General features: G+C 76.0%; 1 protein-coding gene (running past one end of the window). It reads right to left on the bottom strand.

From position 1 onward, the window contains the following. Positions 1–22,984, bottom strand: partial view of a type I polyketide synthase gene (locus LPU61_RS05495; RefSeq protein ID WP_229404315.1) — the 5' portion only. It extends 7,067 nt beyond the left edge of the window; only the first 22,984 of its 30,051 coding nucleotides appear in the window; it begins with the start codon at positions 22,982–22,984; its stop codon lies beyond the left edge, outside the window. Between the last annotated feature and the right edge of the window lie 5 nt (positions 22,985–22,989).

Genomic DNA, 22,989 nt, shown 5'->3' with positions numbered 1-22,989 from the left:
CGGCCTCCCGCACGTGCCGCACCCAGTAGTCGGCGGTGCGGATCTCCTCGGCGTCGGCGAGCGCCCCGGTCAGGTTCGACACCACCGGCACCAGCGGCGCGGCGAAGTCGAGCCCGTCGAGGACGGCCCGGAACTCGGCGAGCATCGGCTCCATGAGCGGGCTGTGGAACGCGTGACTGACAGTCAACCGGCGGGTGCGCACACCCCGGTCGCGCCAGACCTGCTCAAGTTCGTCCAGGGCCTCGACGGCACCGGAGACCACCACGGCCGACGGGCCGTTCACCGCCGCGATCCCGACATCGGCGCGACCGGCGATCGACTCCGCCACCTCGGCCTCGGCCGCGTTGACCGCGAGCATCCCGCCGCCGGCCGGCAACGCCTGCATCAACCGACCCCGCGCGGCCACGAGCTGGCAGGCGTCGGCCAGCGACAACACCCCCGCCACATGCGCGGCCGTGATCTCACCGACCGAGTGCCCACCGACGAAGTCCGGCACCACCCCGAACGACTCCACCAGCCGGAACAGCGCCACCTCGACCGCGAACAGCCCGGCCTGCGTGAAGACGGTCTGATCCAACAGACCGGCCTCGGCGGAGCCCTCCGCCGCGAACAGCACATCCTTGAGCGGCTGCGGCAGCAACGGATCCAGGTGGGCGCACACCTCGTCCAACGCCGACGCGAACACCGGGAACGCCTCCGCCAACTCCCGACCCATGCCGGCACGCTGCGCGCCCTGGCCGGAGAAGAGGACCGCGAGCTGACCGCGTTCGGCGGCCGTGCCGGTGACGATCGCCCCGGAGGGGTCGCCGCCGTCGAGCGCCCGTAGCGCGGCGAGCAGGCCGTCCCGGTCGGCGACCAGGGCGACGGCCCGCCGCTCCAGGGCGGGACGCGTCGTCACCGACGACCACGCCACGTCCAACGCGGCAAGCGACCCGTCACCCGCCAACCACCGGGCCCACCGACCCGCCTGCCCCGCGAGGGCGGCACCCGTGCGAGCCGACAACACCACCGGCACCACCGGCGGCGTCACCCGCTCCACCACCACACCCTCGACAACCTCCACCGGAGGCTGCTCGATGATCACATGCGCGTTCGTGCCGGAGATACCGAACGACGACACCGCCGCCCGACGCGGCCGGTTGACGACCGGCCACGGCGTCGCCTCCGTGGCCAGGGCAACCGCCCCGGTGGTCCAGTCGACATGCGGCGACGGCTCGTCCACGTGCAGGGTCGGCGGCACCACCCCGTGCCGCATGGCGAGCACCATCTTGATGATCCCGGCGGCACCGGCCGCCGCCTGAGTGTGCCCGATGTTCGACTTGATCGAGCCCAGCAGCAGCGGGGTCGCCCGGTCCTGCCCGTAGGTGGCGAGCAGCGCCTGGGCCTCGATCGGGTCACCCAGCGTCGTGCCCGTGCCGTGCGCCTCGACGGCGTCCACGTCGGCCGGGGTCAGCCGCGCATTCGCCAGGGCCTGCCGGATCACCCGCTGCTGCGACGGACCATTCGGCGCCGTCAGGCCGTTCGACGCCCCGTCCTGGTTGACGGCCGTCCCCCGCACCACGGCGAGGACCCGGTGGCCGTTGCGGCGGGCGTCCGACAGCCGCTCGACGAGCAGCATGCCGACGCCCTCGGACCAGCCCGTCCCGTCGGCGGCGGCGGCGAACGACTTGCACCGCCCGTCCTGCGACAGCCCGCGCTGCCGAGAGAACTCGATGAACGTGCCCGGGGTGGCCATGACGGTCACGCCACCCGCGAGCGCCAGGTCGCACTCCCCGGAGCGCAGCGCCTGCGCCGCCAGGTGCAACGCGACCAGGGACGACGAGCACGCCGTGTCCACGGTCACCGCCGGCCCCTCCAGGCCGAACGTGTACGCCACCCGCCCCGACAGCACACTGCCCGACGTGCCCGTACCCACATAGCCCTCCACCTCGGCGGGCAGGTCCATGAGGCGCGTCGCCCAGTCGTGGTACATCACGCCCGCGAAGACGCCGGTGCGGCTGCCCCGCAGCCGGACCGGGTCGACCCCGGCGGACTCGAACGTCTCCCACGACGCCTCCAGCAGCAACCGCTGCTGCGGATCCATGGCCAGGGCCTCGCGGGGCGAGATCCCGAAGAACCCGGGGTCGAACTCCGCCGCTCCATAGAGGAAGCCGCCGTTGCGGGTGTAGGAGGTGCCGCTGTTGTTCGGGTCCGGGTCGAACAGTGCGTCGAGGTCCCAGCCCCGGTCGGCGGGGAACTCGGAGATCCCGTCCCCGCCGTCGGCCAGCAGCGCCCACAGGTCGTCGGGGCTGGCGACCCCGCCCGGGTAGCGGCAGGCCATGCCGACGATCGCGATCGGCTCGTCGGTGTCCTTCGTCGCGCTGGCGACCAGGTCGGTCGCCGACTGGCGTACGCCGGCCAGCTCGGACCACAGGTGCTCGGCGAGCACGGCGGGGGTCGGGTAGTCGAACACCAGCGTCGAGCCGAGGCGCAGCCCCGTCGCCGCGTTGACCCGGTTACGCAGGTCCACCGCCGTCAACGAGTCGAAACCCAACTCCCGGAACGCCCGATCCGCCGGCACCGCCTCCGCACCACCATGCCCCAACACCTGCGCGACGAGGCCCCGGACCAGGAGCACGAGTTGCGCCCGGCCTTCGTCTTCGGTGAGGGCGGCGAGCCGCTCGGCCCACCCCCCGCCACCGCCCTGCCCCGCCTGGCGGCGGCTGGTGGTGGTGACTCCGACGAGGGTGCGCAGCATGGGCGGCACCAGGCCGCCGGAGGCGGCGGCCCGCAGGGCGGGCACGTCGATGGTCGCCGGCACCAGGGCAGGCCGTCCCGCCGCCAGGGCCGCGTCGAACAACTCCAAACCGGTGGCCGCGCTCATCGGCGTCAGACCCGCCCGCGCCGAACGCGCCCGGTCCGCGTCACCGATCGACGCCGCCATCCCCTCGGTGTCCCACATTCCCCACGCCAGGGACACCGCCGGCAGACCAGCCCGGCGCCGGAACGCCGCAAGACCATCCAGGAACGCATTCCCCGCCGCATACGCGCCCTGACCCGGCGAACCGAGGACCCCCGCGATCGACGAGAACACCACGAACAGATCCAGGTCGAGACCGGCCGTCGCCTCGTGCAGATGCCACGCCGCGTCGACCTTCGGCGCGAGCACGGCGGCCAGCCGTTCCCCGGTGAGCCCCTCGACGAGCCCGTCGTCGAGGACGCCCGCCGTGTGCACCACCCCGGCCAGGCGACGGCCGTCGGCGGTGAGCCGCCCGACGAGGGACTGCACGGCCTCGGCATCGGTCACGTCACACGCCGCCACCTCCACCGACGCGCCCAGACCCGACAACCGCCCCGTCAGCTCGTCCGCGCCGTCAGCGGCGGCACCCCGACGCGACACGAGCACCAACGACCGCACCCCGTGCACCGACACCAGATGCTCCGCGACCAGAGCGCCCAACGCGCCCGTACCACCGGTCACCAGCACCGCACCGTCGCCCAGCGGGGCAACCGCCGGGACGTCAGGCACCGACGCGCGCACCAGGCGCGGCACCCACACCCCGCCCGAACGCACCGCCACCTGACCACCGACGACGACATCGTCGAGGGCGCCGGCCAGCACGGCCGGCAGTTCGGTTGCGCCGTCGCCGTCGGCGTCGAGGTCCGCGAGGACGATGCGGCCGGGGTGCTCCGACTGCGCCGAGCGGAGCAGGCCCCACACGGCCGCGCCGGCCAGGTCGGTCACCCGGTCACCGTCACGCGCCGCGACCGCGCCCCGGGTGACGACGACCAGCCGCGTGTCGGCGAGCGCGTCGGAGGCCAGCCACGCCTGCACCGCACGCAACGCCTCCGACGTCACCGCCCGCACCACCTCGGGGGCCGCGTGGGCGGCGGCGACCGGCAGCACGAGGGCGCGCGGGGCGTCGGCCCCTGCGGCCACCGCCGCCAGCAGGGCCGCCACGTCGGGGTACGCCGCCAAGCGGCCCCCGCCCGTCGGCTCGCCGAGGAACCCGGCCGCGGTGGCGTCCTCGGGGGTGAGCAGCGCCCAGCCGGCGGGGTCGGCGGCCGGGGCGACCTCGGCGGCCTGCCACACCACCTCGAACAACGACCGCGACGCCGCACCACTGGCGCCGACGCCGGTCAACTCCCGCAGCGTCAGCGAATCCACCGACACCACCGGCGCACCCGACTCGTCCACCGCGACGAGACGAACCCCGGAACCCACCCGGGTCAGCCGCACCCGCAACACCCGCGCACCCGACGCGTGCACCTGCACACCCGAGAACGCGAACGGCACCCGCGCCGCCGACGCCTCTTCACCAAGCAGCAATCCGATCGGATGCAACGCCGCATCCAGCAACGCCGGATGCACCCCGAACCCGTCCGAGCTCCCCGCCTCATCGGGCAGAGCCACCTCGGCGAACACCTCGCCGTCACCGGCCCACACCCGATATAGCCCGCGGAACACCGGCCCGTACGCCAGACCCAGCCCCGCCAGGCCCGCATACCAACCCGAAGCATCCACCTCCGACACACCCACCGGCGGCCACACCGCCACCACCGGCTCCTCAGCGGACGCCCCCTCCAGCACACCCTCGGCGTGCCGAACCCATCCGGCATCACCGTCGCGTCGGGAGTAGATGGTCACCGGCCGCTCCGGCGCGTCGGCGGGGCCGTCGACGCGTACCTGGATACGCACGCTCCCGGCGTCGGGCACGACCAGCGGCGCGGCCATGGTCAGCTCCCGGAGCCGGGGCAGACCCGCCTCGTCGCCGGCCCGGACGGCCAGCTCCACGAGCGCCGTGCCCGGCACGAGCGTCGCGCCGGAGACCGCGTGATCCGCCAACCAGGGGTACGCGGCGAGGGACAGCCGGCCGGTGAGCACCACCTCGTCGTTGCCGGCCAGGTCGACGGACGCGCCGAGCAGCGGGTGCCCCGCGTCGCCCAGCCCGGCCCCCGACACGTCGCCGATCCGGGGCCGGCCGGCGTTCGGCCAGTACCGCTGGTGCTGGAACGCGTACGTCGGCAGGTCGACCCGCCGCGCGCCCGTGCCGGCGAACCACTGCCGCCACGTCACCGGCACCCCGTTGACGTGCAGCTCGGCCAGGGCGGCCAGCAGCGCCGTGGCCTCGGGCCGGTCCCGGCGCTGGGCCGCGACGGTCAGCACGCCCTCGTCGCCGGGCAGCACGTCGGCGGCCAGGGCCGTCAACACGCTCTGCGGCCCGACCTCCAGGAACGTGCCCACCCCGGCGGCCCGCAACGCGGCGACCCCGTCGGCGAACCGGACGGCCTCCCGCACGTGCCGCACCCAGTAGTCGACGGTGCGCAGGTCGTCGCCGGTGGCGAGGGCCCCGGTCAGGTTCGACACGACCGGCAGCAACGGCGCGGCGAAGGTGAGCGTCTCCAACACGGCCCGGAACTCGGCGAGCATCGGCTCCATGAGCGGACTGTGGAACGCGTGACTCACCGTCAACCGGCGAGTGCGCACACCCCGGTCGCGCCAGGTCTGCTCAAGTTCGTCCAGGGCCTCGACGGCACCCGACACGACCACGGCCGACGGGCCGTTGACGGCGGCGATCCCGACGTCGGCGCGACCGGTGATCGACTCCGCCACGTCGGCCTCGGCCGCGTTGACCGCGAGCATCCCACCGCCGGCCGGCAACGCCTGCATCAGCCGACCCCGAGCGGCGACAAGTGCGCACGCATCGGCCAACGACAGCACCCCGGCTACATGCGCGGCCGTGATCTCACCGACCGAGTGGCCACCGACGAAGTCCGGCACCACCCCGAACGACTCCACCAGACGGAACAGGGCCACCTCAACGGCGAACAGGCCCGCCTGCGTGAACATGGTCTGGTCCAACAGAGCGGCGTCGGCAGAACCCTCATCGGCGAACAGCACCGGCCGCAGCGGTTGCGGCAGCAGCGGATCCAGGTGACCACACACCTCGTCCAACGCCGATGCGAACACCGGGAACGCCGCGTACAACTCCCGACCCATCCCGGCGCGCTGCGCGCCCTGACCGGAGAACAGCAGCGCCAGGTGTCCGCGCTGCTCCGGGGCGCCCACGACCACGGCCCCGGACGGCTCACCCTCGGCCAGGGCCCGTAGCGCGGCGAGCAGGCCGTCCCGGTCGGCGACCAGGGCGACGGCCCGCTGCTCCAGGGCGGGACGCGTCGTCACCGACGACCACGCCACGTCCAGCGCGGCAAGCGACCCGTCACCCGCCAACCAGCGTGCCCACCGACCCGCCTGACCCGCGAGGGCGGCACCCGTGCGAGCCGACAACACCACCGGCACCACCGGCGGCGTCACCCGCTCCACCACCACACCCTCGACGACCTCCACCGGAGGCTGCTCGATGATCACGTGCGCGTTCGTGCCGGAGATACCGAACGACGACACCGCCGCCCGACGCGGCCGGTCCACGGCCGGCCACGGCGTCGCCTCGGTCGCCAGGGCGACCGCCCCCGCAGCCCAGTCGACGTGCGGCGACGGCTCGTCCACATGCAACGATGCCGGCACCACCCCGTGCCGCATCGCCATGATCATCTTGATCACACCCGCCACACCGGCCGCAGCCTGAGTGTGCCCGATGTTCGACTTGATCGACCCGAGCAACAGCGGCCGGTCGCCGGGCCGGTCCTGCCCGTACGTGGCCAACAACGCCTGCGCCTCGATCGGGTCACCGAGGGTGGTGCCGGTGCCGTGCGCCTCGACGGCGTCCACGTCGGCGGCTGTCAGCCGCGCGTTCGCCAGGGCCTGCCGGATCACCCGCTGCTGCGAGGGACCATTCGGGGCGGTCAGGCCGTTCGACGCCCCGTCCTGGTTGACGGCCGTGCCCCGCACGACGGCGAGGATCCGCCGGCCGTCGCGCCGCGCGTCGGAGAGCCGCTGCACCAGCAGCATGCCCACACCCTCGGACCAGCCCGTCCCGTCCGCCGACGCCGCAAACGACTTGCACCGCCCGTCGGCCGACAACCCCCGCTGCCGCGAGAACTCCACGAACGTCCCCGGCGTCGCCATCACCGTCACGCCACCCGCGAGCGCCAGATCGCACTCCCCCGACCGCAACGCCTGCGCCGCCAGGTGCAACGCGACGAGGGACGACGAGCACGCCGTGTCCACGGTCACCGCCGGCCCCTCCAGGCCGAACGTGTACGCCACCCGCCCCGACAGCACACTGCCCGACGTGCCCGTACCCACGTAGCCCTCGGTGTCCGGCGGCAGGTCGGCCAGCCGGGAGGCGTAGTCGTGGTACATGACGCCGGCGAAGACGCCGGTGCGGCTGCCCCGCACCCCCGTCGGGTCGACCCCGGCGGACTCGAACGTCTCCCACGACGCCTCCAGCAGCAACCGCTGCTGCGGATCCATCGCGATCGCCTCACGCGGCGAAATGCCGAAGAAGGCGGGGTCGAAGTCGGCCGCCCCGGCGAGGAAACCCCCGTGCCGGGTGTACGAGGTGCCGCTACGGTCCGGGTCGGGGTCGAACAGGGTGTCGAGGTCCCAGCCCCGGTCGGCGGGGAACTCGGAGATCCCGTCCCCACCGGACGCCAGCAGCGCCCACAGGTCGTCGGGGCTGGCCACCCCACCCGGATAACGGCAGGCCATGCCCACGATCGCGATCGGCTCGTCGGTGCCGGCGACGGCGCGGGTCACCGACCGGCGGGCGGTGAGCTGGCCGGAGACCTGCTCGTAGAGGTGCTCGGCGAGCACGGCGGGGGTCGGGTAGTCGAACACCAGCGTCGAGCCGAGCCGCAGCCCCGTGGCCGCGTTGACCCGGTTACGCAGGTCCACCGCCGTCAACGAGTCGAACCCCAACTCCCGGAACGCCCGATCCGCCGGCACCGCCTCCGCACCACCATGCCCCAACACCTGCGCCACCAGGCCCCGCACCAGCACGTCGATCTGGGCGCGGGCCTCGTCGGGGTCCAGGTTTGCGAGCTGGTCGGCCCAGTCTCCACCGCCCTGGCCGGCCTGCCGGCGGGTGGTCGTCGTGCCGACGAGGGCGCGCAGCATCGCCGGGACCGGGCCGCCCGCGCCGAGGGCGGCCCGCATGGCCGGTACGTCGAGCACGGCCGGCACCAGGGCGGGCCGTCCCGCCGCGAGGGCCGCGTCGAACAGTTCCAGACCCGTGGCCGCGCTCATCGGCGTCAGACCCGCCCGCGCCGAACGCGCCCGGTCCGCGTCACCGATCGACGCCGCCATCCCCTCGGTGTCCCACATTCCCCACGCCAGGGACACCGCCGGCAGACCAGCCCGCCGCCGGAACGCCGCAAGACCATCCAGGAACGCATTCCCCGCCGCATACGCGCCCTGGCCCGGCGAACCGAGGACCCCGGCGATCGACGAGAACACCACGAACAGGTCCAGGTCGAGGCCGGCCGTCGCCTCGTGCAGGTGCCACGCCGCGTCGACCTTCGGCGCGAGGACCCGGGCCAGCCGGCCGGCGTCGATGCCGGTGACCACCGCGTCGTCGAGAACACCCGCCGTGTGCACCACCCCGGCGAGCCGACCACCGTCGGCGGTGAGCCGGCCGACCAGAGCACGCACGGCCTCGGCGTCCGTCACGTCACAGGCCGACACCTCCACCGACGCGCCCAGGCCCGCCAGCCGCTCGACCACGGCGTCCGCGCCGGCAGCAGCCCGGCCCCGGCGCGACACGAGCACCAGCGACCGCACTCCGTGCGCCGACACCAGATGCTCCGCGACCAGAGCGCCCAACGCGCCCATACCACCGGTCACCAGCACCGCGCCGTCGCCGACGGTCACCGGCGTCTCCGACGTGGACGCGCGCACCAGGCGGGGCACCCACACCCCACCCGAACGCACCGCCACCTGACCGCCCACGACGGCGTCGTCGGCGGCCCGGGTGAGCAGGCCCAGGGCGTGCCCGTCGAGGTCGCCGTCGACGTCGGCGAGGACGATCCGGCCCGGGTGCTCGGTCTGCGCCGAGCGGAGCAGGCCCCACACGGCGGAGCCGGCGAGGTCCGCGACCGGATCGTCCGGCCCGGCGGCCACGGCGCCCCGGGTGACGACGACGAGTCGCGTGTCGGCGAGCGCGTCGGAGGCCAGCAACGCCTGGATGGCCGCGAGGACGCCGGTGGTGACCGCCCGCACCGCCTCGGGGAGGGCGGCGTCGGGGGCGGCGGCGACCGGCAACACGAGGGCGCGCGGGGCGTCGGCCCCTGCGGCCACCGCCGCCAGCAGGGCCGCCACGTCGGGGTACGCCGGCAGGCCGGGCAGCATCGCCGGCAGGTCCTCGCCGGCCAGCAGCGCCCAGCCGGCGGGGTCGGCGGCCGGGGCGACGTCGGCAGCCTGCCAGGTCACCTCGAACAGCGACCGGGACGCCGCGCTCGCGACGCCCACCCCGGTCAACTCACGCAACACGATCGAGTCCACCGACACCACCGGCGCACCCGACTCGTCCACCGCGACGAGACGGATCTCAGAGCCCGACCGCGTCAACCGCACCCGCAACAGGCGCGCACCCGACGCGTGCACCTGCACACCCGAGAACACGAACGGCACCCGCGCCCCTGCCGGCCCCTCGTCGGCCAGCAACAGCCCGATCGGATGCAACGCCGCGTCCAGCAACGCCGGATGCACCCCGAACGCCGCCGCGCCCTCCACCTCATCGGGCAGGGCCACCTCGGCGAACACCTCGCCGTCGCCGGCCCACACCCGACGCAGCCCGCGGAACACCGGCCCGTAGACCAGGCCGAGATCCGCCAAACCCGCATACCAACCGGACAGGTCCACCTCCGGCAGGCCCGCCGGCGGCCACGCCCCCACCACCGGCTCCTCGGCCGCCACCGGCTCCAGCACACCCTCGGCGTGCCGAATCCACCCGGAGTCACCGTCGGTCTCGGCGTGCACCGCGACGGGTCGGGCGCCGGTCGGGTCGGGCGCGCCGACGCGCACCTGGACGCGTACGCCGCCGGTGGCGGGCAGCACGAGTGGCGCGGCGATGGTCAGTTCCCGGAGACGGGAGACGCCCGCCTCGTCGCCGGCCCGGACGGCCAACTCCACGAGGGCGGTGCCGGGGACGACGACCGTGTCGGAGACGGTGTGCTCGGCGAGCCACGGGTGGGTGGCGACGGAGAGGCGGCCGGTGAGCACGACCATGTCCTCGCCGGCGACGGTGACGGCCGCGCCGAGCAGGGGGTGCCCGGCAGCGCCGAGGCCGGCGCCGGTGACGTCGCCCGCGCGGGCGCGGCCGATGCCGAGCCAGTACCGCTCGTGCTGGAAGGCGTACGTGGGCAGGTCGACGCGCTGCGGTTCGGTGCCGGCATACCACTGGGTCCAGGTGACGGGCACGCCGTGGACGTGCAGCTCGCCCAGCGCGGCGAGCAGCGCCCGCGCGGCGGGCCGGTCGCGGCGCTGGGCGGCGACGGTCAGCACGCCCTCGTCGCCGGGCAGCACGTCGGCGGCCATGGCCGTCAACACGCTCTGCGGCCCGACCTCCAGGAACGTGCCCACCCCGGCGGCCCGCAACGCAGCGACCCCGTCGGCGAAGCGAACCGCCTCGCGGACGTGCCGCACCCAGTAGTCGGCCCGGGTCAGCTCCTGCGGTTCGGCGAGCGCCCCGGTCAGGTTCGACACGACCGGCACGAGCGGCGTCCGGAACGACAGCCCGTCGAGGACGGCCCGGAACTCGGCCAGCATCGGCTCCATCAACGGACTGTGGAACGCGTGACTGACGGCGAGCCGGCGGGTGCGCACGCCCCGGTCCCGCCACGCCTCCTCGATCTCGTCCAGAGCTTCGACGGCACCGGAGACGACCACGGCCGACGGCCCGTTGACGGCGGCGATCCCGACGTCGGCCCGACCGGCGATCGACTCGATTACGTCGGCCTCGGCCGCGTTGACCGCCAGCATCCCGCCGCCGGCCGGCAACGTTTGCATCAACCGACCCCGCGCCGCGACGAGCTGACACGCGTCGGCCAGGGACAACACCCCCGCCACATGCGCGGCCGTGATCTCACCGACCGAGTGCCCACCGACGAAGTCCGGCACCACCCCGAACGACTCCACCAGCCGGAACAACGCCACCTCGACCGCGAACAACCCCGCCTGCGTGAACACGGTCTGATCCAACAGACCCGCCTCGGCGGAACCCTCATCGGCGAACAGCACCGGCCGCAGCGGCTGCGGCAGCACCGGATCCAGGTGACCACACACCTCGTCCAACGCCGACGCGAACACCGGGAACGACGCGTACAACTCCCGACCCATGCCCGCCCGCTGCGCGCCCTGGCCGGAGAAGAGGACGGCGAGCTGCCCGCCGGGGGTGCCGGCGGCGGCGGTGACGACGGTGCCGGCCGGTTCGCCGGCGGCGAGGGCGCGCAGCCCGGCGAGGAGTTCGTCGCGGTCGGCTGCCGCGAGCACGGCGCGGTGTTCCAGGGTGGCCCGGGTGACGACGGACGACCAGCCCACGTCGGCGGGGCGGGGGGTCGGGTCGGCGGCGAGCCAGCGGGCCCAGCGGTCGGCCTGGGCGGCGAGGGCCGCCTGGGTGCGGCCCGACAGCAGCACGGCCGCCGGGTGCGCGTCGCCGGTGTGGGCGGACGCGTCGCCGGAGCGCACCGCCGCCTCGCCGGGTCGGGCGGGCCGGGGGTCGGCGGGCGGCTGCTCGATGACGACGTGCGCGTTGGTGCCGCTGACCCCGAACGAGGAGATGGCGGCGCGGCGGGGGCGGCCCGTCTCGGGCCACGGCCGGGCCTCGGTGGCCAGTTCGACGGCGCCGGCCGTCCAGTCGATGTGCGGGGACGGCTCGTCGACGTGCAGGGTGCGGGGCACCACCCCGTGCCGCATCGCCATGATCATCTTGATGATCCCGGCGGCCCCGGCGGCCGCCTGGGTGTGCCCGATGTTCGACTTGATCGAGCCCAGCAGCAGCGGGGTCGCCCGGTCCTGCCCGTAGGTGGCGAGCAGCGCCTGCGCCTCGATCGGGTCACCCAGGGTGGTGCCGGTGCCGTGGGCCTCGACAGCGTCCACGTCGGCCGGAGCCAGCCGCGCGTTCGCCAGGGCCTGCCGGATCACCCGCTGCTGCGACGGACCGTTCGGGGCGGTCAGGCCGTTCGACGCACCGTCCTGGTTGACGGCCGTGCCCCGCACCACGGCGAGGATCCGCCGGCCGTCGCGGCGGGCGTCGGAGAGCCGCTGCACCAGCAGCATGCCCACACCCTCGGACCAGCCCGTCCCGTCCGCCGACGCGGCGAACGACTTGCACCGCCCGTCGGCCGACAACCCCCGCTGCCGCGAGAACTCCACGAACGTCCCCGGCGTCGCCATCACCGTCACGCCGCCGGCCAACGCCAGGTCGCACTCCCCCGACCGCAACGCCTGCACGGCGAGGTGCAATGCGACCAGCGACGACGAGCACGCCGTGTCGACGGTGACGGCCGGCCCCTCCAGGCCGAACGTGTAGGCGACGCGTCCGGAGACGACGCTGCCCGAGTTGCCGGTGCCGATGTAGCCCTCCAGGCCCTCCGGCAGTTCCTGCACCTGCGAGGCGTAGTCGTGGTACATCAGGCCGGCGAAGACGCCGGTGCGGCTGCCCCGCACCCGCGCCGGGTCGACCCCGGCGGACTCGAACGTCTCCCACGACGCCTCCAGCAGCAACCGCTGCTGCGGATCCATCGCGATCGCCTCACGCGGCGAAATGCCGAAGAAGGCAGGGTCGAACTCCGCCGCCCCGGCGAGGAAACCGCCGTGCCGGGCGTAGGAGGTGCCGGGGTGGTCGGGGTCGGGGTGGAAGAGGGACTCCAGGTCCCATCCCCGGTCGGCCGGGAACTCGGAGATCCCGTCCCCGCCGTCGGCCAGCAGCGCCCACAGGTCGTCGGGGCTGGCCACCCCGCCCGGATAACGGCAGGCCATGCCCACGATCGCGATCGGCTCGTCGCCGCCGCCGGTGGCGGCGACCGCCTCGGGCCGGTCGGCGGTCACGCCGGTGAGCTGCTCGTGCACGTGCGCGGCGAGGGCCGTCGGGGTCGGGTAGTCGAACACCAGCGTGGACGCCAGCCGCAGCCCCGTGGCCGCGTTGACCCGGTTACGCAGGTCCACCGCCGTCAACGAGTCGAAACCCAACTCCCGGAACGCCCGATCCGCCGGCACCGCCTCCGCACCACCATGCCCCAACACCTGCGCGACCAGACCCCGCACCAGCACGTCCACCTGGGCGCGGGCCTCGTCGGGGGCGAGCGCGGCGAGGCGCTGCGCCCAGCCGCCGGCCGCGCCGCCGCCGGCCTGCCGCCGGGCGGTCGCGGTGCCGACGAGGGCGCGTAGCATCGGCGGTACGCCGGTGGCGGTGGCCGCCGCGCGCAGCGCCGGCACGTCGACGACGGCGGGGACGAGCGCGGCGGCGTCGGCGGCGACGGCGGCGTCGAACAGGGCTACGCCGACGGGCCCGCTGATCAGGCCGAGGCCGGAGCGGGTGACCCGGGACCGGTCGGCGGCGCTGAGGGTGGCGGCCATGCCGTCGGTGTCCCACATGCCCCAGGCCAGGGAGTGCGCGGTCAGGCCCCGGGCCCGGCGGTGGGCGGCGAGCGCGTCGAGGAAGTGGTTGGCGGCGGCGTACGCGCCCTGGCCCGGGGAGCCGAGGACCCCGGCGATGGAGGAGAACATCACGAACAGGTCGAGGTCGAGGCCGGCGGTGGCCTCGTGCAGGTGCCACGCCGCATCGACCTTCGGCGCGAGGACCCGGGCCAGCCGGTCGGCGTCGATGCCGGTGACCACCGCGTCGTCCAGCACCCCGGCGGTGTGCACCACCCCGGCGAGCCGACCACCGTCGGCGGTGAGCCGCCCGACCAGGGCACGCACGGCGTCGGGGTCGGTGACGTCGCAGGCGAGCACGTCGACCCGCGCGCCGAGGCCGGTCAGCTCGGCGGCGAGGTCGGCCGCCCCGTCGGCGGCGGGGCCGCGCCGGCTGACCAGGGCGAGGGAGTCCACGCCCCGGTCGGTGACGAGGTGCCGGGCCAGCAGCGCGCCGAGGGCGCCGGTGCCGCCGGTGACGAGGACGGTGCCGCCGAGGGGACGTCGGGCGGGCGCGGGTGGGGTGTCGGCGCGTACCAGACGGGGGGTCAGGATCGTGTCGGCGCGGACGGCGAGCTGCGCCGCAGCCGGGTCGTCGGCGGCGGCGGCGAGCAGCGCGACGGCGGGTGCGTCGAGGTCCCGGTCGAGGTCGGCCAGAACGATCCGGCCGGGGTGCTCGGACTGGGCGGCGCGCAGCAGGCCCCACACGGCCGCGCCGGTCAGCTCGTCGGCGGGGTCGGCGTCGGTGGCCCGGACCGCGCCCCGGGTGACCACCGCGAGGCGGGTGTCGGCGAGGGCGTCGGCGGCGAGCCACGCCTGGACGGCGGCGAGCACGGCGGCGGTGCCGGCCCGCACGGCGGCGGGCAGCGCGTCGGCGGGCAGCGCGTCGGCGGGCAGGCCGGCGGGCGTGGCGGACACGGGCAGCAGGACCAGCGGGGGTACGTCGCCGGCGGCGGCCAGCTCGGCGACGCCCGGGTACGCGGGGACGCCGGGCAGCGCGGGCGTGGCGGGGCCGAGCAGGGCGGCGCGGGGCGCGTCGGCGGGGGCGAGCGGCTCGGCCCGCCAGTCGACGCGGAACAGCGACCGGGCGGCGAGGGTGGCCGCCGACGGGTCGCCGCCGGTCATCTCGCGCAGGACGAGGGAGTCGACGGTGACCACGGGCCGGTCGGTGTCGTCGACGGCGAGCAGCCGCACGGCGGTGCCGGCGCGGGTGAGCCGGACGCGGAGGGTGTCCGCGCCGACGGCGTGCACCTGGACGCCCGCGAACGCGAACGGGGCCTTGGGGCCGGTGGTGCCGTCGCCGGGCAGCAGGGCGGTGGGGTGCAGGGCGGCGTCGAGCAGGGCGGGGTGCACGCCGAAGCCGGCGCTGCCGTCGGCGGTCGCGGCGGGCAGGGTCACCTCGGCGTAGACGGTGTCGTCGCCGGCCGTCCAGGCGCGGCGCAGGCCCTGGAACACCGGCCCGTACGTCATGCCGTGGCCGGCGAGGGCGTCGTACCAGCCGGCGAGGTCGGCCTCGACGGCGGCGGCGGGGGGCCACGCGCCGAGGCCGGCGTCGGCGGTGGGTTCGACGGCGGTGAGCAGGCCCTCGGCGTGCCGCACCCAGTCGCCGTCGGGGTCGTGGTCGGGCTGGGAGTGCACGGTGACGGCCCGTCCGCCGAGGCCGTCGCGGGGGCCGACGCGGACCTGGACGCGCACCGCGCCCTGGGCGGGGAGCACGAGCGGGGTCGCGATGGTCAGCTCCCCCACCCGGCAGGGGCCGAACTCGTCGCCGGCGCGCAGCGCCAGTTCGACGAGCGCGGTGCCGGGGACGACGACCGCGCCGGCGACCACGTGGTCGGCCAGCCACGGCTGGGCGGCGACGGAGAGCCGGCCGGTGAGCACGGCCGCGTCCTCGCCGGCCAGCCGGACGGCGGCGGCGAGCAGCGGGTGCCCGGCCGCGCCGAGGCCCGCCCCGGAGACGTCGGAGGCGCGGCCGGCGGGCCGCAGCCAGAAGCGCTCCCGCGCGAACGCGTACGTGGGCAGGTCGACCCGGATCGGGGCGGCGTCGGCGAGCAGCGGGGCCCAGTCGACGGTGGATCCGGCGGCGTACAGTTCGGCGAGGGCGGCGAGCAGGGCGCGGGGCTCGGCGCGGTCGCGGCGCTGGGCCGGGACGGCGAGCAGCTCGTCGCCGGTCAGGGTCTCGCGGACCAGGGCGGTGAGCACCGCGCCGGGGCCGATCTCGACGAACGTGTCCGCCCCGGCGGCGCGCAGCGCGGCGACCCCGTCGGCGAAGCGGACGGCCTCGCGGACGTGCCGCACCCAGTAGTCGGCGGTACGCAGGTCGTCGGCGTCGGCGAGCGCCCCGGTCAGGTTCGACACGACCGGCACGAGCGGCGCGGCGAACGTCAGCGTCTCCAGGGTCGCCCGGAACTCGGCCAGCATCGGTTCCATCAGCGGGCTGTGGAACGCGTGGCTGACGGCCAGCCGGCGGGTGCGGACGGCCCGGCCCTGCCAGAGCTGCTCGACCTCGTCCAGGGCCGCGACCGCGCCGGAGACCACCACGGAGGTGGGCCCGTTGACGGCGGCGATCCCGACGTCGGCCCGACCGGCGATCGACTCCGCCACCTCGGCCTCGGCCGCAGCGACCGCGAGCATCCCGCCCCCGGCCGGCAACGCCTGCATCAGGCGGCCCCGGGCGGCCACGAGCTGACACGCGTCCGCGAGGGACAGCACCCCCGCCACGTGCGCGGCGGTGATCTCACCGACCGAGTGCCCGCCGACGAAGTCCGGCACCACCCCGAACGACTCGACGAGCCGGAACAGGGCCACCTCGACGGCGAACAGGCCCGCCTGCGTGAAGACGGTCTGGTCCAACAGAGCGGCGTCGGCGGAGCCCTCCGCCGCGAACAGCACCTCCTTGAGCGGCTGCGGCAGCAGCGGATCCAGGTGACCACACACCTCGTTCAACGCCGACGCGAACACCGGGAACGACTCCGCCAACTCCCGGCCCATGCCGGCACGCTGCGCGCCCTGGCCGGAGAAGAGCAGGGCGACGGGGCCCCGGTCGGCGGCGCGGCCGGTGACGACGGCGTCGGTGGGCTCGCCTGCCGCGAGGGCGGTCAGGGCGGCGGCCAGCTCGGCGTGGTCGGCGGTGAGGAGCACCGCGCGGTGTTCCAGGGCGGTGCGGGCGACGAGCGACGTCCAGCCGACGTCGACCAGCCGGGGCAGGTCGCCGCCGGTGGTCCGGTCGGCCCAGCGCCGGGCCCACCGGGTGGCCTGGCGGGACAGGCCGTCCTCGCCCCGGGCGGAGAGCAGCACCGGCACCAGCGGCGGGGCGGGGTGCCCGGCGTCGCCGTGCGGCCGGTCGGCGGTCGCGCCGTCCTGCCGCTGCACGGTCGCGCCGGGCGGCTGCTCGGCGGTCGCGTCGTCGGCCACCGGCGTGGGCGGCTGCTCGATGATCACGTGGGCGTTGGTGCCGCTGACGCCGAACGACGACACGGCGGCGCGGCGCGGCCGGTCCACCTGCGGCCACGGCCGGGCCTCGGTGAGCAGCTCGACCGCGCCGGCCGTCCAGTCGACGTGCGGGGTGGGCTCGTCGACGTGCAGGGTCGCCGGCAGGGTGCCGTGCCGCAGCGCCTGCACCATCTTGATCACCCCGGCGACGCCGGCGGCGGCCTGGGTGTGGCCGATGTTCGACTTGATCGACCCCAGCCACAGCGGCTGGTCGGCGGGGCGGTCCTGCCCGTACGTCGCCAGGAGCGCCTGCGCCTCGATGGGGTCGCCGAGGGTGGTGGCGGTGCCGTGGGCCTCGACGGCGTCCACGTCGGCGGTGGTGAGGCCGGCGTTGGCCAGGGCCTGCCGGATGACCCGCTGCTGCGACGGCCCGTTCGGGGCGGTCAGCCCGTTGGACGCGCCGTCCTGGTTGACGGCGGAGCCCCGCACGACGGCGAGGATCCGGTGGCCGCGCCGCTGGGCGTCGCTGAGGCGTTCGACGAGGAGGACGCCGACGCCCTCGCCCCAGCCGGTGCCGTCGGCGGCGGCGGCGAAGGAGCGGCACCGCCCGTCGGCGGCGAGGCCGCCCTGCCGGGTGAACTCGACGAACGCGCCGGGGGTGACCATGACGGTCACGCCGCCGGCCACGGCGAGGTCGCACTCGCCCTGCCGCAGCGACTGCACGGCCAGGTGCAGGGCCACCAGCGACGACGAGCAGGCGGTGTCGACGGTGACGGCCGGGCCCTCCAGGCCGAACGTGTAGGAGACGCGGCCGGAGATGACGCTGTGCGCGCCGCCGGTGAGCCGGTAGCCGTCCAGGTCGGGGGTCTCGTCGCCGGTGCCGTAGCCGGACGGGGACGCGCCGACGAACACGCCGGTGGGGGTGCCGTGCAGGCTGTCGGGGGTGACGCCGGCCTGCTCGAACGCCTCCCAGGTGGCCTCCAGCAGCAGCCGCTGCTGCGGGTCCATGGCGAGGGCCTCGCGGGGGGAGATGCCGAAGAAGACGGGGTCGAAGTCGGTGGCTCCGTCGAGGAACCCGCCGTGCCGGGTGTAGGAGCGGCCGGGCGCGTCGGGGTCGGCGGCGAGGAGCCGGTCGAGGTCCCAGTGCCGGTCGGGGGCGAACTCGGTGATGCCGTCGCGGCCGGAGGCGACGAGGTCCCACAGCCCGTCGGGGTCGCTGACGCCGCCGGGGTAGCGGCAGCTCATGCCGACGATGGCGATGGGTTCGTCGGCGGCGGCCGGGCCGGTGCCGCCCCCGGGGGTCCCGGCGGCGGGCGCGGCGTCGTCGAGCCGCAGCAGGGCGGCCAGGTGCCCGGCGAGGGCGGCCGGGTTGGGGTAGTCGAAGATGAGGGTGGTGGGCAGGGCCAGCCCGGTCGCGGCGGTGAGCTGGTTGCGCAGCTCCACGGCGGTCAGCGAGTCGAAGCCCAGCTCCTTGAACGCCCGCTTCGGCTTGACCGCGTCGGTGCCGGTGTGGCCGAGGACGGCGGCGGCGTGGCCGCGCACCAGGTCGGTGAGCTGCCGGTCGCGTTCGGCGCGGGTCACGGCGGCCAGGTCGCGGCGCAGGGCGGCGGCGTGGTCGGTGATGCCGTCGGCGGGGCGGGCGGCGAGGGCGTCGCGGGCCTCGGCGATGTCGTCGAGCAGCGGGCGGGGCCGGGCGGACGCGTAGGCGGGGGCGAAGTGTTCCCAGGCGACGTCGGCGACGACGAGGCAGGTCTCGCCGTGCTCGACGGCGCGGCGCAGGGCGAGCAGCGCGGCGGCCGGCTGCATCGGGTTGAGGCCGCGCCGGCTGAGCAGTCGCTGCGCCTCCTCGGTGGTGGCCATGCCGCCCTCGGCCCAGGCACCCCAGGAGACGGAGGTGGCGGCGAGTCCCCGGGCGCGGCGCTGCTCGGCGAGCGCGTCGAGGTACGCGTTCGCGGCCGCGTACGCGCCCTGGCCGCCGCTGCCCCACACACCGGAGATGGAGGCGAACGTGACGAACGCGTCGAGCGGCCGGTCGCCGAGCAGCTCGTCGAGGTGCACCGCCCCGGCGACCTTGCCGGCCATGACGTGGTCGAGGACGTCGAGGTCGGTGTCGACGAGGGCGGTGAGCTGGGTGATGCCGGCGGCGTGCAGCACGGCGGTGAGCGGGGCGACGTCGTCGAGGCCGGCGACGAGGGCGGCGACCTGCTCGCGGTCGGCCATGTCGCAGGCGGCGACGGTGACCCGTACGCCGGTGGCGGTCAGCTCGTCGGCCAGCTCGGCCGCGCCGGCGGCGGCGAGTCCCCGGCGGCTGGTGAGCACCAGGTGTTCGGCGCCGTTGGCGGCGAGCCAGCGGGCGGCCTGCGCGCCGATCGCGCCGGTGCCGCCGGTGACGAGGATGGTGCCGCGCGGCTGCCACGTCGTGACCCGCCCGGCGGTGCGGGTGGTGGCGCGGGCGAGGCGGCGCACGAACGTGCCGTAGGGGCGGACGGCGAACTGGTCCTCGTCGCCGCCGCCGACGAGGATGCGGGCGACCTCGGCCCAGCAGGCGGCGTCGGGCGCGGCGGGCAGGTCGACGAGGCCGCCCCACTGGCCGGGGTGTTCCAGGCCGACGACCCGGGCGAGGCCCCACAGGGCGTGCTGGGCGGCGCTGGCCACCGGTTCGGCCGGGTCGGTGCCGACGCCGCCGACGGTGAGGCACCACAGCGGGGCGGGCAGGTCGGCGTCGCGCAGCGCCTGCACGAGGCGGGTGGTGGCGACCAGGCTGGTGGGGATGCCGGGGTGGTCCGGGTACTGGTCGTCGGCGAGGCCGAGCAGCGACACCACGCCGGCCAGGGGCGCGTCCCGGTGCGCGGCGAGGGCGGCGGCCAGCTCCTCGCGGGTGGCCCCGGCGGGGTCGACGGCGACGCGCCGCACCCGCCGGCCGTCGGGGGCGGACCCCGGTGCGGCGGCCGGGTCGGCAAGGGCGGCTTCGAGGGCGTCCACCCAGCCGGCCACGGTGGCGTCGCCGGCCGGCAGGACCACGAGCAGGTCACCGGCCACGGTCGGGCCGGCGGGCGGGCCGGCGGGCTTCCAGACGATCCGGTACGACCAGCCGTCGAGCACGGCGCGCTGCAGCCGGGCCTTGCGCCACGACGACAGCACGGGCAGCGCCGGGGCGAGCACCTCCAGGTCGGCGGGCGCGCCGTCGAGCTGGGCGGCGAGGGCGGCCACGTCGGCGCGTTCGACGGCCGACCAGAACTCGACGTCGACGACGTCGGGGCTGACCGGTCCGGTGGCGGTGGCGGCGGCCGTCCGCTCGGGCCAGTAGCGCTGCCGCTGGAACGCGTAGGTGGGCAGGTCGACCAGGGCGTCGGCGGGGGCGAGGACGCGGCGCAGGTCGACGGCGAGGCCGTGGGCGTGGGCGGCGGCGAGGCTGGTGAGCAGCCGCGCGGCGGCGTCCTCGCCGCGGCGCAGGGTGGCCAGGGCCCGGCCGGTGGTGCCGGTGTCGTCGAGGATCGCGGTGAGCGACATGCTCAGCACCGGATGCGGGGAGACCTCGACGAAGTCGGTGTGTCCGGCGTCGACGGCGGTGCGCACGGCGGTGTCGAACAGCACCGGCCGGCGGAGGTTCTCCGCCCAGTAGTCGGCGTCGAGGGCCGCGCCGTCGATCCAGGTGCCGGTGACGGTGGAGAGGATCCGCACGTCGGCGTCGCCGGGCACGACGCCCGCCAGGTCGGCGCGCATCCGGTCGGCGACGGGCTGCACGGCCGGCGAGTGGGAGGCGTAGTCGATGTCGATGATCCGGGCGCGTACGCCCTCGGCGGCGTACGCGGCGGCCAGGTCGGCGACGGCCTGCGGCGGGCCGGAGACGACGGTGGCGGTGGGCCCGTTGACGACGGAGACGCTCAGCCCGTCGGGGAGCCGGCCGGCGACCTCGGCGGCGGGCAGGTCGACCGCGACCATCGCGCCGGTGCCGGCGATGCCGGCGAGGGCGCGGGCCCGCAGGGCGAGGATCTTGACGGCGTCGGCGAGGGAGAGCGCCCCGGCGACGTGGGCGGCGACGATCTCGCCCTGCGAGTGGCCGACGACGGCGCGGGGGGTGAGGCCGGCGTGCCGCCACACCCGGGCCAGGCCGACGCCGACGGCGAACAGGGCCGGCTGGACGACCTCGGTGCGGGTCAGCCACGACTCGTCGGCGCCGGTGAGGACGGCGACCAGGTCCACGTCGAGCCAGCGGTCGAACTCGGCCTGGCACTCGGCGAGGGCCTCGTCGAAGACGGGGCAGGTGCCGATCAGGCCGGCGGCCATCGAGACGTACTGGGCGCCCTGGCCGGGGAAGACCCAGACGGGTCCCTCGCCGGGTTCGCCGGCCACGCCGGTGACGACGGTCCCGGCGGGGGTGCCGGCGGCGAGGGCGTCGAGGCCGGCGAGGAGCTGCGCCGGGTCGGCGGCGACGACGGCGGCCCGGTGCTCGAACTCGGAGCGGGTGGCGGCGAGGGACCAGGCGAGCCGGGCCGGGTCGAGGCCGGCGCGGGCGCGGACGTAGCGGGCGAGACGGGCGGCCTGGGCGCGCAGGGCCGCCGTGGACCGGGCGGACAGCGCCCACACGGTGGCGGCGGGCGCGGCGAGCAGGCCGGGCCGGTCCTCGGGTACGCCGGGGGCGGGCGCGGCGTCGGCCTGTTCGAGGATGACGTGGGCGTTGGTGCCGGAGATGCCGAACGACGACACGGCGGCCCGGCGCGGCCGGTCCACCTCGGGCCAGGGCCGGGGCTCGGTGAGCAGCGACACGGCCCCGGCCGACCAGTCGATGTGCGGCGACGGGGTGTCGACGTGCAGGGTAGCCGGCAGCAGCCCGTGCCGCATCGCCATGACCATCTTGATGATCCCGGCGATGCCGGCGGCGGACTGGCTGTGCCCGATGTTCGACTTGATCGAGCCGAGCCACAGCGGGTCGTGCCCGTCGCGGTCCCGCCCGTAGGTGGCCAGCAGCGCCTGCGCCTCGATCGGGTCGCCGAGGGTGGTGCCGGTGCCGTGGGCCTCGACGGCGTCCACGTCGGCGGGGGCGAGCCGGGCGTTGCTGAGCGCCTGCCGGATGACACGCTGCTGCGCCGGCCCGTTGGGGGCGGTGAGCCCGTTGGACGCGCCGTCCTGGTTGATCGCGGAGCCGCGCACCACGGCGAGGACGCGGTGGCCGTTGCGCTGGGCGTCGGAGAGCCGTTCAACGAGGAGCAGGCCGACGCCCTCGGCCCAGCCGGTGCCGTCGGCGGCGGCGGCGAACGACTTGCACCGCCCGTCGGAGGCGAGGCCGCGCTGCCGGGAGAACCCGACGAACGCGCTGGGGGTGGCCATCACGGTCACGCCGCCCGCGAGGGCCAGATCGAACTCGCCGGACCGCAGCGCCTGGCAGGCCAGGTGCAGGGCGACCAGCGACGACGAGCAGGCGGTGTCCACGGTGACGGCCGGCCCCTCCAGGCCCAGCGCGTACGCGATGCGGCCGGAGACGACGCTGGTGGCGGTGCCGGTGAGCAGGTAGCCCTCGTCGGCGCCGTCCGCGCCGCCGTCCTGGCCGACGCCGTAGCCGTTGGCGGCGGTGCCGACGAACACGCCGACCTTCTGCCCGCGCACCGACGACGGGGCGATGCCGGCCGACTCGAACGCCTCCCACGAGGTCTCCAGCAGCAGCCGCTGCTGCGGGTCCATGGCCAGGGCCTCGCGGGGGCTGATGCCGAAGAAGTCGGCGTCGAACTCGGCCGCCTCGTAGAGGAACCCGCCCTGCTGGGTGGTGGAACGGCCGACCCGGCCGGCCTCCGGGTCGTACAGGTTGTCCAGGTCCCAGCCCCGGTCGGCGGGGAAGCCGCCGATGGCGTCGCCGCCTGCGGCCACCAGGTCCCACAGCTCGTCCGGCGACGACACCCCGCCCGGGTAGCGGCAGGACATCGCCACGATGGCGATCGGCTCCCGGGCCGCCGCCGTCAGCTGCTGGTTGAGCTGCTTGAGCCGGCTGGTCTCCTTGAGCGAAGCCCGAAGCGCCTCGACGACCTTATCTGCAGACGTGGACATCAGTT

This window comes from Micromonospora sp. NBRC 110038 (genome assembly GCF_020884815.1).
Classification (GTDB): domain Bacteria; phylum Actinomycetota; class Actinomycetes; order Mycobacteriales; family Micromonosporaceae; genus Micromonospora; species Micromonospora haikouensis.
Note: the sequence above shows the minus strand (reverse complement) of the source record. Positions and strands in the feature narration are given on the sequence as shown.